The organism is Nocardioides ferulae (genome assembly GCF_003660455.1).
Classification (GTDB): Bacteria; Actinomycetota; Actinomycetes; order Propionibacteriales; family Nocardioidaceae; genus Nocardioides; species Nocardioides ferulae.
Map to the genome: position 1 here is coordinate 41,242 of NZ_QZVR01000019.1, position 12,924 is coordinate 54,165.

Here is a 12,924-nt window from a genome sequence, read left to right on the forward strand (position 1 = left end):
GCGGTGGTTCTCCCGCCGGGCGCGGCCGGCCTCACCGCACCCCGGCTCCCTCCGGGTCGGCGCCGCGGGGGCGGGAGAGGCGGCCGGGCCACCAGAAGCGGTCGCCGAGGAGCAGGGCGAGGGCGGGCACGAGCACGGTGCGCACGACCAGGGTGTCGAGGAGCACGCCGATGCAGACGATGACGCCGAGCTGGGCGAGCACGACCAAGGGCAGCACGCCGAGCACCAGGAACACCGCGGCGAGCAGGATGCCGGCGCTGGTGATGACGCCGCCGGTGGCCGACAGGCCGCGCAGCATGCCGGTGCGGGTGCCGTGGGCGGCGCTCTCCTCCCGGGCGCGGGTGACCAGGAAGATGTTGTAGTCGACGCCGAGGGCGACCAGGAACAGGAACGCCATCAGCGGCGCACCGGAGTCGAGCGCCTCGAAGCCGAGGGGCCCCGTGAAGATCCACCACGACACCCCCAGGCTCGCGGCGTAGGTGGCGAGCACGGTCAGCACCAGGAGCACCGGGGCGACCACCGCGCGGAGCAGGAGCAGCAGCGCGCCCAGCACCAGCGCCAGGATCAGCGGCAGGATCACCGTCCGGTCGCGGGAAGCGGCGTCGGCCTCGTCGAGCGCCTCGGCCTCGGTGCCGGTGACATGGGTGTCGTCGAAGTCCGACAGCGCGTCGCGCAGCCCGCCGATCGTGTCCTGCGCGCTCGAGGAGCCCGGCTCGGCGTCGATCACCGCGTCGATCTGGGCGACCCCCTCGCCCTCGTTGCTGATCCGGGCCGACGTGACGCCGTCGACGTCCTTCACGACGCCGAGGACCTGCTGGGCGTCGGCGGCGGTGATGATCTGCGTGGGGTCGGAGAAGCCGACGGGGAAGGACTTCTCGAGGCGCTGCGAGGCGGTGATCGCCTCCGGCTCGTCGAGGAACTGGTCGTCGGTGTCGAGGCCGGTGTCGATGCGGAACACGCCGATCGCGAGCACGGCCAGCGCGACCAGGGTGCCGGCGACGAACGCTCCCGGGCGCTTGGCCACCCAGCCGCCGACCCGGTGCCAGAGCGTGTCGGAGTCGACCAGGGCGGTCTCGCCGACGTGCGGCACCCGCGGCCAGAAGACCCACCGGCCGAAGAGCACCAGCGCCGCCGGCAGCACGAGCAGCACGAACGCCGCCGCGACCACGATGCCGATCGCCGAGGCGACGCCCAGCCCGCGAGTGGACGGGGTGAGCGAGAGCAGTAGCGTCAGGACGCCGAGCACCACGGTGGTCGCGCTGGCGAGGACGGCCTCGGCGGTACGCCGCAGCGCGGTCGCCATCGCGAGGTGCCGCGACTCGGTGGTGCGCAGCTCGTCGCGGTAGCGCGAGATCAGCAGCAGCGCGTAGTCGGTGCCCGCGCCGAAGACCAGCACCGACAGGATGCCGACCGTCGACTCGTCCCAGGCGACGTCGAGCAGCGCCATCACCTGGGTGGCGGCGACCGCGGCGAAGCGGTCGGCGATGCCGACGACGGTGAGCGGCACGATCCACAGCACGGGGGAGCGGTAGGTCAGCACCAGCAGCAGCGCGACCACCGACGCCGTGACCAGCAGCAGGGTCAGGTCGGCGCCCTGGAAGACCTCGGCGAGGTCCGCCTGGATCGCGGCCGGTCCGGTGACCTGCCCGGTCACGCCGTCCGGGACCGCGTCGTCGACCCGGTCGCGCAGCTCGGTCACCGCGTCGGCCGTCGCGCTGGAGGTGCTGGCGTCGACCGGCACGATCGCGATCGCGGCGGTGCCGTCCTCTGCCGGGGTCAGCAGCGGCGGCCCGCCCGCGGCCTCACCCGACGGCGACCCCGAGCCCTGACCCGTGTCCTGACCGGCCGAGCCCGAGCCACCGGTCGTCGAGCCGGACTCGTCGCCCGCGGCCACGGCGCCGACGTCCCCGGCGACCTGCTCCAGCTCGCCCAGGGCCTCCTCGGAGAGCTCGCCCTCGTCGGCGGTGAAGAGCACGACGGCGACCTGGCTGTCGCTCTCGGGGAGCCGCTCGCGCAGCTCGGTGCCCTGGGTGCTGTCCAGGCCGGCCGGCAGCTGGTCGGTGCTGAGCCGGTCGCGTTCGCCCTCCCCGAGGGCGCCCATGGCGAGCACGGCGAGCACCAGCGGGATCAGCGCGAAGAGCCAGGCGGTACGCCGACCGGTCACCGCGCCGACCAGCCGACCGGGTCGCTCGTGGTGCGGGCCGGGGGCCGGCGGGGTCTCCTGGGTCGGGCTCATGGCGCTCGCCTCCCGTGGACGGTAGAATTCGCTAGGTAGCCTAGTCACTAAGCAGGTGAAACAAAATGCCCACCTCTCCGGTCCCCCGGGGCTCACCCACCATGCGGGCGCTGCGCGCGGTGGTCGAGACCGGTGCCCGCGCCCGCCAGGCCGTCGCGCGGCGCGCCGGCCTGGGCGAGAGCGAGATGCGCCTGCTCGACCGCCTCGGCCCGGGAGCGGCGCCCGGGCCCGCCGAGCTCGCGCGGGCGCTGGAGCTCACCACCCCCGCGGTGACCGGCGTCGTCGACCGGCTGGCCGCTCGTGGTCACGTCGAGCGGCGGGCGCACCCCGCCGACCGCCGACGGGTCGAGGTGCACCTGACCGACTCGGGGCGCGCGGAGGTGCTCGGCCACCTCGCCCCGATGCTGGAGGCGATGCGCCGGCTCGAGGACGACTTCGACGAGGCCGAGCTCGCCGTGGTGGAGCGCTACCTGCGCGGCGCCGTGGCGGCCTTCGAGGAGCTGGCCGGCGATCAGCCCTCGCAGGCGTAGAGCGCGGCGCCCACGACGCCGGCCTTGTTGCGCAGCGACGCCGGCACGATCTCGGTGTCGAGGTCGAGCAGGGGCAGGAACTCGTCGCTGCGCTTGCTCACGCCTCCCCCGACCACGAACAGGTCGGGGGAGAACAGCTTCTCCAGCGTGCGGTAGTAGGTCGTCAGCCGCTCGGCCCACGCCGCCATCGAGAGGTCCTCGCGCTCGCGGGCGCTGTTGGCCGCCCACGTCTCGGCGTCCCGGCCGCCGATCTCGAGGTGGCCGAGCTCGGCGTTCGGCACCAGCACCCCGTCGAACACCAGTGCCGCGCCGATCCCGGTGCCGAGCGTGGTGACGATGACGAGTCCCTCCCGGCCGCGGGCGGCGCCGTAGCGGACCTCGGCCAGGCCGGCCGCGTCGGCGTCGTTGACCACGTGCACCTCCCGACCGGTGGCCTCGGTGATCAGCCGATCCGCGTCGGTGCCCACCCAGGAGCCGTCGATGTTCGCGGCCGAATGGACGACGCCGTGCCGGACGATGCCGGGCACCGTCACCCCGACCGGGCCGGTCGCGTCGGGGAAGTGCGCGAGGAGCTCGCTGAAGACCGCGGCGACGGCCTCCGGGGTGGCCGGCTGGGGGGTGCGGACGCGCACCCGCTCCTGCGCGAAGTCGCCCAGCTCGAGGTCGACCGGGGCGCCCTTGATCCCGGTGCCGCCGAAGTCGATGCCGAGCGGGTGCGCGGACGGGCTCAGGCGGTGAGAAGGCCGGTGCGTCGACGGGGTCGGCTGGGTCGTCATCCCCTCAGGGTTCCCAACCTCGGCGCGTCCCACAACTTCGAGGGCCGTCAGGCCCCGACCTGGCCCGGAGTCGGGTCGAGCCGCACCTGGGTCGGACCTGAGCCGGAGCTGGGCCGGATCGGGGTCGAGCCTGAGCCGCCGCCGCGCTGGACGGCGTACGCATGGCCGGCCTTGAGCCTCTGTTGAGCCAGGGGCGCTGGCTTGAGCAACCCCTGAGCCGCCGGAGAGCTGCCTCGTCCTGAGCAACCACGTGAGGGGAGTCTTGAGGGGCTCCTTGAGTCGTCGACCCGAGGTCGACCCCATGCCCGGCCCGTCGCCGGACCGGTCGTCCGAGACGCCGGGAGAACTTGACATCTGTCAGACCCTTGTCAATCTCGGTTTACAAACCTTACAGTCCTGTAAACCACGCCGAGCCGGTGCCCAAGAGACCGGTCGGCACGGCCGACGACAGGAAGGTTCGAGGGCATGGGGTCCGAACCGAGCAAGACCACCGAGCGTCCCGGCGGCGAGAGCATCCCGAACAGCACGGTGCCCGCTGGGTCCACGAGTGAGTGGAAGGACAAGAAGCGCTACCTGTGGCTGATCGGCCTGGTCGTGCCCTCGCTGGCGTTCATCGCCTACGCCGCCTGGGCGGTGACCGGCTGGGGCGGCTTCTTCTGGATCGGGCCGTTCGTGATCCTCGTGGTGGTGCCCGCGATCGACCTCACGATCGGGCTGGACCGCTCCAACCCGCCCGACGACGTCATCGAGGCGCTGGAGCAGGACCGCTACTACCGGTGGATCACCTACCTCTTCCTGCCGATCCAGTACGCCGGGTTCGTCGGCGCCTTCTGGCTGATCGCCCAGGGCGACCCGCTCGGCCACGGTGACCTGGGCGTCTGGGACAAGCTCGGCCTGGCCATCTCGATCGGCTGCATCGGCGGCATCGGCATCAACACCGCCCACGAGCTCGGCCACAAGAAGGAGAGCCACGAGCGCTGGCTGTCGAAGATCGCGCTGGCCCAGAGCTTCTACGGCCACTTCTACATCGAGCACAACCGCGGCCACCACGTGCGGGTCGCGACGCCGGAGGACCCCGCGAGCAGCCGGATCGGCGAGAGCTTCTACGCGTTCTGGCCCCGCACCGTCACCGGCTCGCTCAAGAGCGCCTGGAACCTCGAGAAGCGACGCTACGCACGGCGCAAGCAGCACCCCTTCCGGCTCGGCAACGACGTGCTCAACGCGTGGCTGATGTCGGCCGTGCTCTGGGGCGGGCTGGTCGCGTGGCTCGGCATCGGGATCCTGCCGTTCCTGCTCGTGCAGGCGGTGGTCGGGTTTTCGCTGCTCGAGGTGGTCAACTACATGGAGCACTACGGGATGCTGCGCCAGCGCGTCGGCGCCGGAGAGAGGCAGCGCTACGAACGCGTCGACCCCTCCCACTCGTGGAACTCGAACAACATCGCGACCAACGTGCTGCTCTACCACCTGCAGCGGCACAGCGACCACCACGCCAACCCCACCCGCCGCTACCAGACGCTGCGCGACTTCGAGGAGTCGCCGGTGCTGCCCACCGGCTACGCCGGGATGATCGTGCTGGCGCTGTTCCCGCCGCTGTGGCGCCGGGTGATGGACCCACGCGTGGCGGCCCACTTCGACGGCGACCTGCGACGCGCGAACATCCAGCCCCGCAAGCGCGACAAGGTGCTGGGCGCCTTCCCGCCGCCGGCAGACCCGGTGGGGACCGCCGCCGCGATGGACACGACCCCGGGCGCGGTGCCGGAGGTGCTCGCCGCACGGTGCCCCAACTGCGACTACGTCTACGACGTCGAGGCCGGGGACGAGCACGAGGGGTTCGCCGCCGGCACCGCCTGGGCCGAGATCCCCGCCGACTGGTGCTGCCCCGACTGTGGGGTGCGCGAGAAGGTCGACTTCGTGCCGCTGGACCGAGCGGACTCGTCGCGATGAGCGCCCGCATCGTCGTCGACCGCGACCGCTGCGAGGGGCTGGGCATGTGCGAGGCCATGGCGCCGGACTACTTCGAGCTCGACGACGACGAGCAGATGTCGGTGCTGCGCGAGGCCCCCTCGCCCGAGCACGGGGGGCGGGTGGCCGCGGCGGTGGCCTCCTGTCCGGTGCAGGCGCTCAGCCTGGCGGGCTGACCCCGGGGGTGCGGCCGACGCCCACCGTCGGGGTGAGATTTTACCCCGTCGGGCTGGGATGCCCTCGGGAGGATGCCGATCTGAGGGGCATGACGACTCGTGTGCTGCGCCGTGCCTCCTGGCAGCTGCGCCACCGACTGGTGGCCCTGGGTGCCGGGAGCGTCGTGATCACCGCATCCATCCTGGTGTGGGTCGGTGCCTGGCAGACCAACCAGTTCACCGCCGAGGCCGACCACCGCGTCGATGACCTCGTCGCCTCCGACATCGAGCATGTGACCGCAGGCGTGTCGAGCCTGGTCGGTGCGGTGGGGTCGTCGGTCCAGGCCTCCCAGGACCGCAGCGTCCAGGTCGCCAACGCCGCCATCGCCAGCACCGGCGGGGTGCGGCAGGACCCGACCGGCTCCGTCGCCTGGCGCGCCGTGGACCAGGTCAGCGGGGAGGCGAGGTCCATCCGGCTGCCGCGGCTGTCGAACGCAGGCACCTGGCTGGGCCAGAACACCGACCCGAAGCGCCCGACCCCGGTCGTGGACGAGCTGAGCCGGATGCTCGGGGCGAGCGTGACGATCTTCCAGCGGATGAACCCCCGCGGCGACCTGCTCCGGGTCGCGACCACCGTGCGCACTGCGGAAGGGGAGCGTGCGATCGGCACCTACATCCCGGCCGAGAACGCGGACGGGAGCGCCAACGCGGTGGCCGCCGCGATCGCGGACGGCGCGTCGTACCGGGGCATCGCCTTGGTCGTCGACACCTGGAACGTCACTGCCTACGACCCGCTGCGTGACGACGCCGGCCGGGTGATCGGTGCCGTCTTCGTCGGTGTCCCGATGGACGCGGCGATCGCTCCGCTGGCCGAGGCGCTGGCCGAGACCACCGTCGGCGAGCACGGCACGGTCTCGCTGGTCAGCACCGGGGACGCCGACTTCGGCCGGGTCCTCGCCTCGAGCCAGGAGAGCCGCATCGGTGAGGTGCTCGGCGACCGGGACGCCGAGGGCAGCCCCTGGGTCGAGGAGGTGCTCACTCGCGCCAAGGAGCTCGGCGTCGGCGAGCTGTCCGCGCAGACCTACCGGCTGCCCGGCGCCGGCGACGCACCGGTCGCCGACACCTCGGTGCACAGTGCCTTCTACCCCGAGTACGGGTGGGCCGTCGTGGTCGAGGCCTACGGCCCCGACTTCGCCGCCGCGGCGGAGGCGCTGGCCGAGGGCCGCTCCGCCATGCTGCGCGACTTCATCGTGGCCGCGGTGCTCCTGGTGCTGGTCGGTGCCCTGGTCGCGTGGCTCGTCGCCCGGCGGATGTCGTCGCGGATGGCGACGCTCACGGCCGCGATGACCTCGCTCGCCGACCGCGACCTCACGGTGCGCGTCGACGACGCCGGTGGCGACGAGATCGGCACGATGAGCCGCGAGCTGAACCGGGCCGTCGACCAGCTGCACGACCTGGTGGCCGAGATCGGCGGCGAGGCCGGGCGCGTGGACGAGGCCACCCGCCGGCTCGGCGGGGTCGGCCAGGACCTGCGCGGCTCCGCGGACGCCGCGACCCGGCTCTCCAGCCAGGCCGCCGGGTCGGCCGCCGAGATCACCGAGAACGTGCAGACGCTCAGCGTCGGCTCGGAGGAGATGAGCGCCTCGATCGCCGAGATCTCCAGCAACGCCCACGAGGCGGCCGACGTGGCCCGGCAGAGCGTGGCGCTGACCGCGGACGTCGAAGGCGTGATGCGCACGCTGAGCTCGTCGTCGGTGCGGATCGCCGAGGTCGTCGACGTGATCACCGCGATCGCCGCCCAGACCAACCTGCTGGCCCTGAACGCGACCATCGAGGCGGCCCGCGCCGGCGAGGCGGGCAAGGGGTTCGCGGTGGTGGCCGGCGAGGTCAAGGAGCTCGCCCGGCAGACCGCCCAGGCCACCGAGGAGGTCGCCGCCCGGGTGGGCGAGATCAAGGGCGACACCGACAGCGCCGTGCAGGCGATCGCCGCGGTCACCGGCACCATCGGCCGCGTCGACGACTACCAGACCGCGATCGCGGCGGCGGTCGAGGAGCAGACCGCGACGACCAACGAGATGTCGCGCAACGTCTCCGCGGCCGCAACTGGCACCGGGCAGATCTCCGGGGCGCTGCGCGAGGTCGAGGAGACCATGGAGCGCACCCGCAGCGCGGTCGAGGAGTCGGCCCAGGCCACCGAGGAGCTCGGGCGCACCGTCTCCCGGCTGACCGACCTGTCCCGATCGTTCCGGGTCTAGCACAGAACTGCGACCGAGGTGTTGTCGCCGACCCGTCACCGATTCCCGCGGACACGCCGTGTCAGCGTGAAGAAGTGACGGGTCGGCTCAGCCGTCGGCCTTGGCCAGCAGCACCCGACGCTGCGGCTCGTTGCGGGCCAGGCTCGCCGCGAGGAGGTACGCCGTGCGGGCCTCCTCGCGCCGACCGAGCCGGCCCAACAGCTCGGCGCGCACGCTCGGCAACAGGTGCGACTCCGGCAGCGCGCCGGACGCGGCGAGCTCCTCGACCAGCTCCAGCCCGGCGGCCGGGCCGTCCAGCATGGACACCGCCACGGCACGGTTCAGCTCGACCACGGGGTTCGGCGCCACCCGTCCCAGCGCGTCGTAGAGAGTGACGATCTGGGCCCAGTCGGTCTCCGCCACGCTCGGGGCGACCGCGTGGCACCGGGCGATCGCCGCCTGCAGGGCGTAGGGCCCGCGGCCCCGACCCACCCCGTCGGCGCGATCGAGCGCGGCGCGGCCGCGCTCGATCTGGGCGCGGTCCCACCTGCTGCGGTCCTGGTCGGCCAGGAGCACCGGCGTGCCGTCGGGGCCGACCCGCGCCCGGAACCGGCTGGCCTGCAGCTCCATCAGCGCCAGCAGGGCGTGCACCTCCGGCTCGCGCGGCAGCAGCCCGGCCAGCACCCGCCCCAGCCGGAGCGCCTCGTCGGCGAGCTCGGTGCGGATCCAGCGGTCGCCGGACGTCGCGGCGTACCCCTCGGTGAAGACCAGGTAGACCACGCCCAGGACCGAGCCGAGACGCGGCGCCCACTCGTGCGGCTCCGGGGTCTCGAACGGCACCCGCGCCGCGGACAGGGTGCGCTTGGCCCGCACGATGCGCTGCTGCACGGTGCCGACCGGGAGCAGGAACAGCCGGGCGATCTCCTCCGAGCCGAGCCCGCCCACGACTCGGAGGGTGAGCGCCACCCGGGCCTCCCTGGAGAGCACCGGGCGGCAGGCGGTGAACACGAGCCGCAGGACGTCGTCGTCGATCGGCTCCCACTCCTCGATCCGTCCCTCGGCGGCCTCGCGGTCGAGGTCCAGGGCGAGCAGCCGGTGGCGGGCGTCGAGTCGCTCCCGGCGTCGCCACCGGTCGATCGCCCGGCGCTTGGCCACCGCCGTCAACCACGCGCCCGGGTTGCCGGGCACCCCCTTCTGAGGCCATCGGGCGAGCGCCTCGACCACCGCCTCCTGGGCGAGCTCCTCGGCCAGGTCCAGGTCGCCGACGTAGCGGGTGAGCGTGGCGACGATCCGGGCGCCCTCGATGCGCCACAGGGCGTCGACCCGGGCCCGCAGGGCGGGCGCCGCATCGTCAGGTGCCTGCCGGGCACTCATGACCTGCTCGTCCTCGTGCGCGCGGCTCAGACGGTGCCCAGCTCCTCGCGCCAGCTCTTCTCCTTCACGACGTACTCGTTGTCGGCGTAGTCGGCGAAGTCCTCGTCGCCGGCGACCCGGCGCACCTCGAGCTTCGAGCCGGGACCGAGCGGCGCGCGCGACGCCCACTCGGCAGCCTCCTCGCGGGAGGAGACCTGGATCAACCAGAAGCCGTTGAACAGCTCGTGCACCTCCCCGTAGGGACCGTCGGTGACGACCGGCGTCTCCGCGTCGAAGTCGACGACGAAGCCCTCCGCGGGGTCGGTCAGGCCCTCGCCGCCGAGGAGCACACCCGCCTTCATCATCGACTCGTTGTAGGCGCCCATCTGGTTGATGATCTCCTCGAAGTCCATCTCGGCCGAGGCCTCGAGGGCCGCCGCGGTGGCACGCATGATCAGCATGTACTTCATCGCCTGTCTCCTCTGGTCGGTGAGCCGGTCGGCTCGCTGGTCGGGAGGGCCGGATCGGCCTTCCAACTATGGCGTCGAACGGGCGGCGGCGACATCGACAACCGGATCGGAGAATTCTCGCGACACTAGACTCTGGCCCGTGCCTGCCGCCCGCTCCGCTGCCCCGTCGCCGGCCGTGCCCTCCGCGCGATCCACGCGGGAGCGCATCGTCGACGCGGCGGTCCGGATGACCACCGAGCAGGGGTGGGCCCAGGTCACCATGGCCCGGGTCGCCGACGAGGCCCGGGTGAGCCGGCAGACCGTCTACAACGAGATGGGCACCAAGCCCGGCCTGGCCGCCGCCATGGTCGGCGCCGAGCTGCAGCAGTTCCTCGCCGTCGTCTCCGACGCCTTCGACCGGCACCCGGCCGACCTGGTCGCGGCGATCCGCGACGCTACCCGGGCGGTGCTCGAGCACGCCCAGGGCAACTCGCTGCTGCACGCGGTCGTCTCGGCCACTCACGGCGCCGACACCGAGCTGCTGCCGCTGCTGACCACCAACGCCGGGTCGCTGCTCGAGACCGCGAAGGCCGTGGTCCGCGAGCGGCTCGACGGGTACGACGTGGGGCTGGGCGGGGCGGAGCTGGACGCCGCGATCGACATGGTCGTGCGGGTGGTGCTCAGCCACGTCATGCAGCCCTCCGGTGCGCCGGCCGACACCGCCGCCGACGTGGCTTGGGTGGCCGAACGGGTGCTGCGCTCGCCGCGGTGAGGCCCGCGGCGTCGATGCCGCGACCACGATCCGGTGACGACGCCCCGCCGGGTCGCAGGTCTCCGTACCCTGGCGGTGAGGAGGGCACATGGGGAGCTCACGTCGGTGGGGCGCGGCGGCACTGGCCGCCGCCCTGATGCTGCCCTCGGCCTGTGCGACCTCCGACGGGGAGGCCGAGGCCGACCCGCCCGCCTCCACTCCCGCGTCCGGGTCGCCCGGCGGCGGCAACGGGGCGGGTGAGGGCGCCACCGCGCGCCCCGCCGCCGACCCCGCCCACGCGGTGGAGCCGCCCGGCCCCCGCGAGGGGTCGATCGCGCCGGCCGACATCCTGGTCACCGCCGGCGAGACGATCAGCGACGGCACGGTCGAGGCGATCCGTGGGCTCGAGGGGGTCCTCGACGTCGAGGTGCTCTCGATCGCGCAGGTGACCATCGAGAACGAGGCCATCCAGGTGGCCGCCGTCGACCCGGCCACCTACCGCAACTTCACGCCGTACCCCACACCCGACGCGCAGGACGTCTGGGATCGGGTCGCGGGAGGTGAGCTGGCGCTGCGCCCGGCGCTCGAGAAGAAGCTGCCGCTGGACGATGCCGACTTCCTGCGGCTCGGTGTGGCCGAGGACGCCAGCGAGATCCACGTCGGTGCCTGGGCCCAGCAGGCGGTCGACGTCGACGCGGTGGTCAACCGCCGCTGGGGAGACACCCTCGGCATGACGCCCGGCAACGCGCTGCTCGTGCGCACCGGCGCCACCGTCGCGCCGCAGCCGCTGCGCAAGCCGATCCAGCGGCTCGTCGCCGGGGAGGCGTCGGTGCAGATGGTCGATGTGATGGCGCGTGAGGGCCTCGACCCCGACGCCCGGCAGATCGCGGTCACCGTCGGCTCGGTCGCCGAGGCGGTCGGGGTCTTCCGCTACACGGTGATCGGCGGCGGCCGGATCGCCCCCGACCCCGCCTGGGTGCGGGCCCACATCGCCACTGAGGAGGTGCCGATCCTCGGCACGGTCACCTGCAACAAGGCGCTCTTCCCGCAACTGCGCGCGGCGCTCACCGAGGTGGTCAGTCGCGGGCTCGCCGACGAGATCCACCCCGACGAGTACGCCGGGTGCTACTACCCGCGGTTCATCGCCGGCAGCACCACGCTGTCGAACCACTCGTTCGGGTTGGCGCTCGACCTCAACGTGCCCGGCAACGGTCGCGGCACCGTCGGCGAGATCGACCGCGACGTGGTGGCGATCTTCAAGTCGTGGGGCTTCGCGTGGGGCGGCGACTGGCGCTGGACCGACCCGATGCACTTCGAGATGGACCGGATCGTCGAGCCCTCCGGGCCGTGAGACCGACGGGGTTCTCGCCGACCCGTCACAGATTCCCGCCTTTCGGCGGCGTGTCGAGGAACGATCGACGGCTCGGTGGTGGGGCGCCGCGCACCAACGGCACTGGGCGCCGCAACCACGGCCCCAGTCGGTAGCCTCCCGACCCATGCGCGCAGTCCAGGTCCTCACGCCCACCGGCCCCGCCGACGTCGCCGTCCGCGAGGTCCCCGACCCCACCCCCGGCCCGGACGACGTGCTCGTCGAGGTGCACCGGGTCGGTGTCTCCTTCCCCGACCTGCTGCTCAGCCGCGGCGAGTACCAGCTCAAGCCCGAGCCACCGTTCACCCTCGGCGTCGACTTCGCCGGCGTCGTGGTCAGCGGCCCCGGCTTCGAGCCCGGCCAGCGGGTGGCCGGCGTCAACGCCTACGGCGGCGCCGCCGAGCTGGTCGCCAACCCGGCGCCGTTCACGTTCGCGCTGCCCGACGGCGTCTCCTTCGATGAGGGCGCCGCGCTGCCGATGAACTACCTCACCGCCCAGTTCGCGCTGCGCCAGCGCGGCGACCTGCGCGAGGGCGAGACCGTGCTCGTGCACGGGGCCGCCGGAGGTGTCGGCACCGCCTCCATCCAGGTCGCCAAGGGCTACGGCGCTCGCACCATCGCGGTGGTCTCGACCGAGGAGAAGGCCGCGGTCGCCAAGGCCGCCGGCGCCGACGAGGCGGTGCTGCTCGACGGCTTCCGCGACGCCGTGCAGCAGCTCACCGGCGGCGCCGGGGTCGACGTCGTCGTCGACGTGGTCGGCGGCGATGCCTTCACCGACTCGCTGCGGCTGCTCGCTCCGCTGGGGCGGCTGCTCGTGGTCGGCTTCGCCGCCGGCCAGGGCATCCCCCAGGTCAAGGTCAACCGGCTGCTGCTCAACAACGTCGACGTCCGCGGCGTCGGCTGGGGCGCCTTCACCATGCTCCGCCCCGACGTGATGCAGCAGCAGTGGGCCGAGCTGGTGCCGATGATGGCCTCGGGCGTGGTCAAGCCACCGATCGGGTCGACGTACGACCTCGAGGAGTTCGGCACCGCCCTGACCGACATGGACGCCCGGCGCACGCTCGGCAAGTCGGTGGTCCGGGTCCGCTGACGGTGCGCTGACCCGATCG

Annotated in this window: 11 protein-coding genes; 7 read left to right on the forward strand and 4 right to left on the reverse strand. The window is 73.2% G+C overall.

Annotated features, from left to right (window positions below; all coding sequences use genetic code 11):
• Positions 1–31: 31 nt before the first annotated feature.
• Entirely contained in the window at positions 32–2,236 is a 2,205-nt protein-coding gene (locus tag D6B71_RS17530; protein WP_121257457.1) for an MMPL family transporter, read from the reverse strand.
• A 65-nt stretch (positions 2,237–2,301) separates the two neighbouring features.
• Here D6B71_RS17530 and D6B71_RS17535 point away from each other — a divergent pair, with 65 nt between their 5' ends.
• Positions 2,302–2,766: a MarR family winged helix-turn-helix transcriptional regulator gene (locus tag D6B71_RS17535; protein ID WP_121257459.1), complete on the forward strand. Its 465-nt coding sequence runs from the start codon at positions 2,302–2,304 to the stop codon at positions 2,764–2,766.
• Here the strand turns inward: D6B71_RS17535 and ppgK are convergent.
• Positions 2,748–3,542: a polyphosphate--glucose phosphotransferase gene (gene ppgK / locus D6B71_RS17540; RefSeq protein WP_121257461.1), complete on the reverse strand. Its 795-nt coding sequence runs from the start codon at positions 3,540–3,542 to the stop codon at positions 2,748–2,750. The genes D6B71_RS17535 and ppgK overlap by 19 nt on opposite strands.
• Positions 3,543–4,007: 465 nt before the next feature.
• Here ppgK and D6B71_RS17545 point away from each other — a divergent pair, with 465 nt between their 5' ends.
• The 3 genes from D6B71_RS17545 to D6B71_RS17555 all read left to right on the forward strand — a co-directional run bounded on the left by D6B71_RS17545 (position 4,008) and on the right by D6B71_RS17555 (position 7,914).
• Positions 4,008–5,486 (forward strand): fatty acid desaturase, encoded by a 1,479-nt coding sequence (locus tag D6B71_RS17545; protein ID WP_121257463.1) that lies wholly within the window; start codon positions 4,008–4,010, stop codon positions 5,484–5,486.
• Complete coding sequence (locus D6B71_RS17550; RefSeq protein WP_121257465.1) at positions 5,483–5,680, forward strand: ferredoxin; 198 nt, start codon at positions 5,483–5,485, stop codon at positions 5,678–5,680. Before D6B71_RS17545 ends, D6B71_RS17550 begins: the two co-directional genes overlap by 4 nt.
• 89 nt (positions 5,681–5,769) lie before the next feature.
• Positions 5,770–7,914, forward strand: a complete 2,145-nt coding sequence (locus D6B71_RS17555; protein WP_121257467.1) for a methyl-accepting chemotaxis protein — start codon at positions 5,770–5,772, stop codon at positions 7,912–7,914.
• A gap of 87 nt (positions 7,915–8,001) precedes the next feature.
• On the opposite strand, the gene D6B71_RS17560 is transcribed toward D6B71_RS17555, so the two are convergent.
• Together D6B71_RS17560 and D6B71_RS17565 are read right to left on the reverse strand one after the other, a co-directional pair.
• Positions 8,002–9,267: an RNA polymerase sigma factor gene (locus tag D6B71_RS17560; protein WP_121257469.1), complete on the reverse strand. Its 1,266-nt coding sequence runs from the start codon at positions 9,265–9,267 to the stop codon at positions 8,002–8,004.
• 26 nt (positions 9,268–9,293) lie between these two features.
• Positions 9,294–9,716 carry a YciI family protein gene (locus tag D6B71_RS17565; protein WP_121257471.1) on the reverse strand — a complete coding sequence of 141 codons (423 nt, stop codon included), beginning with the start codon at positions 9,714–9,716 and terminating at the stop codon, positions 9,294–9,296.
• A gap of 139 nt (positions 9,717–9,855) precedes the next feature.
• Here D6B71_RS17565 and D6B71_RS17570 point away from each other — a divergent pair, with 139 nt between their 5' ends.
• The 3 genes from D6B71_RS17570 to D6B71_RS17580 all read left to right on the forward strand — a co-directional run bounded on the left by D6B71_RS17570 (position 9,856) and on the right by D6B71_RS17580 (position 12,905).
• A complete protein-coding gene (locus D6B71_RS17570; RefSeq protein ID WP_240641521.1) occupies positions 9,856–10,467 on the forward strand; it encodes a TetR/AcrR family transcriptional regulator in 612 nt (203 codons plus the stop codon).
• A gap of 88 nt (positions 10,468–10,555) precedes the next feature.
• Positions 10,556–11,797: a M15 family metallopeptidase gene (locus D6B71_RS17575; RefSeq protein WP_121257475.1), complete on the forward strand. Its 1,242-nt coding sequence runs from the start codon at positions 10,556–10,558 to the stop codon at positions 11,795–11,797.
• Between the two features lie 145 nt (positions 11,798–11,942).
• Positions 11,943–12,905, forward strand: a complete 963-nt coding sequence (locus tag D6B71_RS17580) for an NADPH:quinone oxidoreductase family protein (RefSeq protein ID WP_121257477.1) — start codon at positions 11,943–11,945, stop codon at positions 12,903–12,905.
• Positions 12,906–12,924 lie beyond the last annotated feature (19 nt).

Coding starts and splice junctions, on each gene's coding strand:
- ppgK (WP_121257461.1), bottom strand. CDS start 3,542: ATGACGACCCAGCCGACCCCGTCGACGCACCGGCCTTCTCACCGCCTG.
- D6B71_RS17550 (WP_121257465.1), top strand. CDS start 5,483: ATGAGCGCCCGCATCGTCGTCGACCGCGACCGCTGCGAGGGGCTGGGC.
- D6B71_RS17545 (WP_121257463.1), top strand. CDS start 4,008: ATGGGGTCCGAACCGAGCAAGACCACCGAGCGTCCCGGCGGCGAGAGC.
- D6B71_RS17575 (WP_121257475.1), top strand. CDS start 10,556: ATGGGGAGCTCACGTCGGTGGGGCGCGGCGGCACTGGCCGCCGCCCTG.
- D6B71_RS17580 (WP_121257477.1), top strand. CDS start 11,943: ATGCGCGCAGTCCAGGTCCTCACGCCCACCGGCCCCGCCGACGTCGCC.
- D6B71_RS17560 (WP_121257469.1), bottom strand. CDS start 9,267: ATGAGTGCCCGGCAGGCACCTGACGATGCGGCGCCCGCCCTGCGGGCC.
- D6B71_RS17555 (WP_121257467.1), top strand. CDS start 5,770: ATGACGACTCGTGTGCTGCGCCGTGCCTCCTGGCAGCTGCGCCACCGA.
- D6B71_RS17565 (WP_121257471.1), bottom strand. CDS start 9,716: ATGAAGTACATGCTGATCATGCGTGCCACCGCGGCGGCCCTCGAGGCC.
- D6B71_RS17535 (WP_121257459.1), top strand. CDS start 2,302: ATGCCCACCTCTCCGGTCCCCCGGGGCTCACCCACCATGCGGGCGCTG.
- D6B71_RS17530 (WP_121257457.1), bottom strand. CDS start 2,236: ATGAGCCCGACCCAGGAGACCCCGCCGGCCCCCGGCCCGCACCACGAG.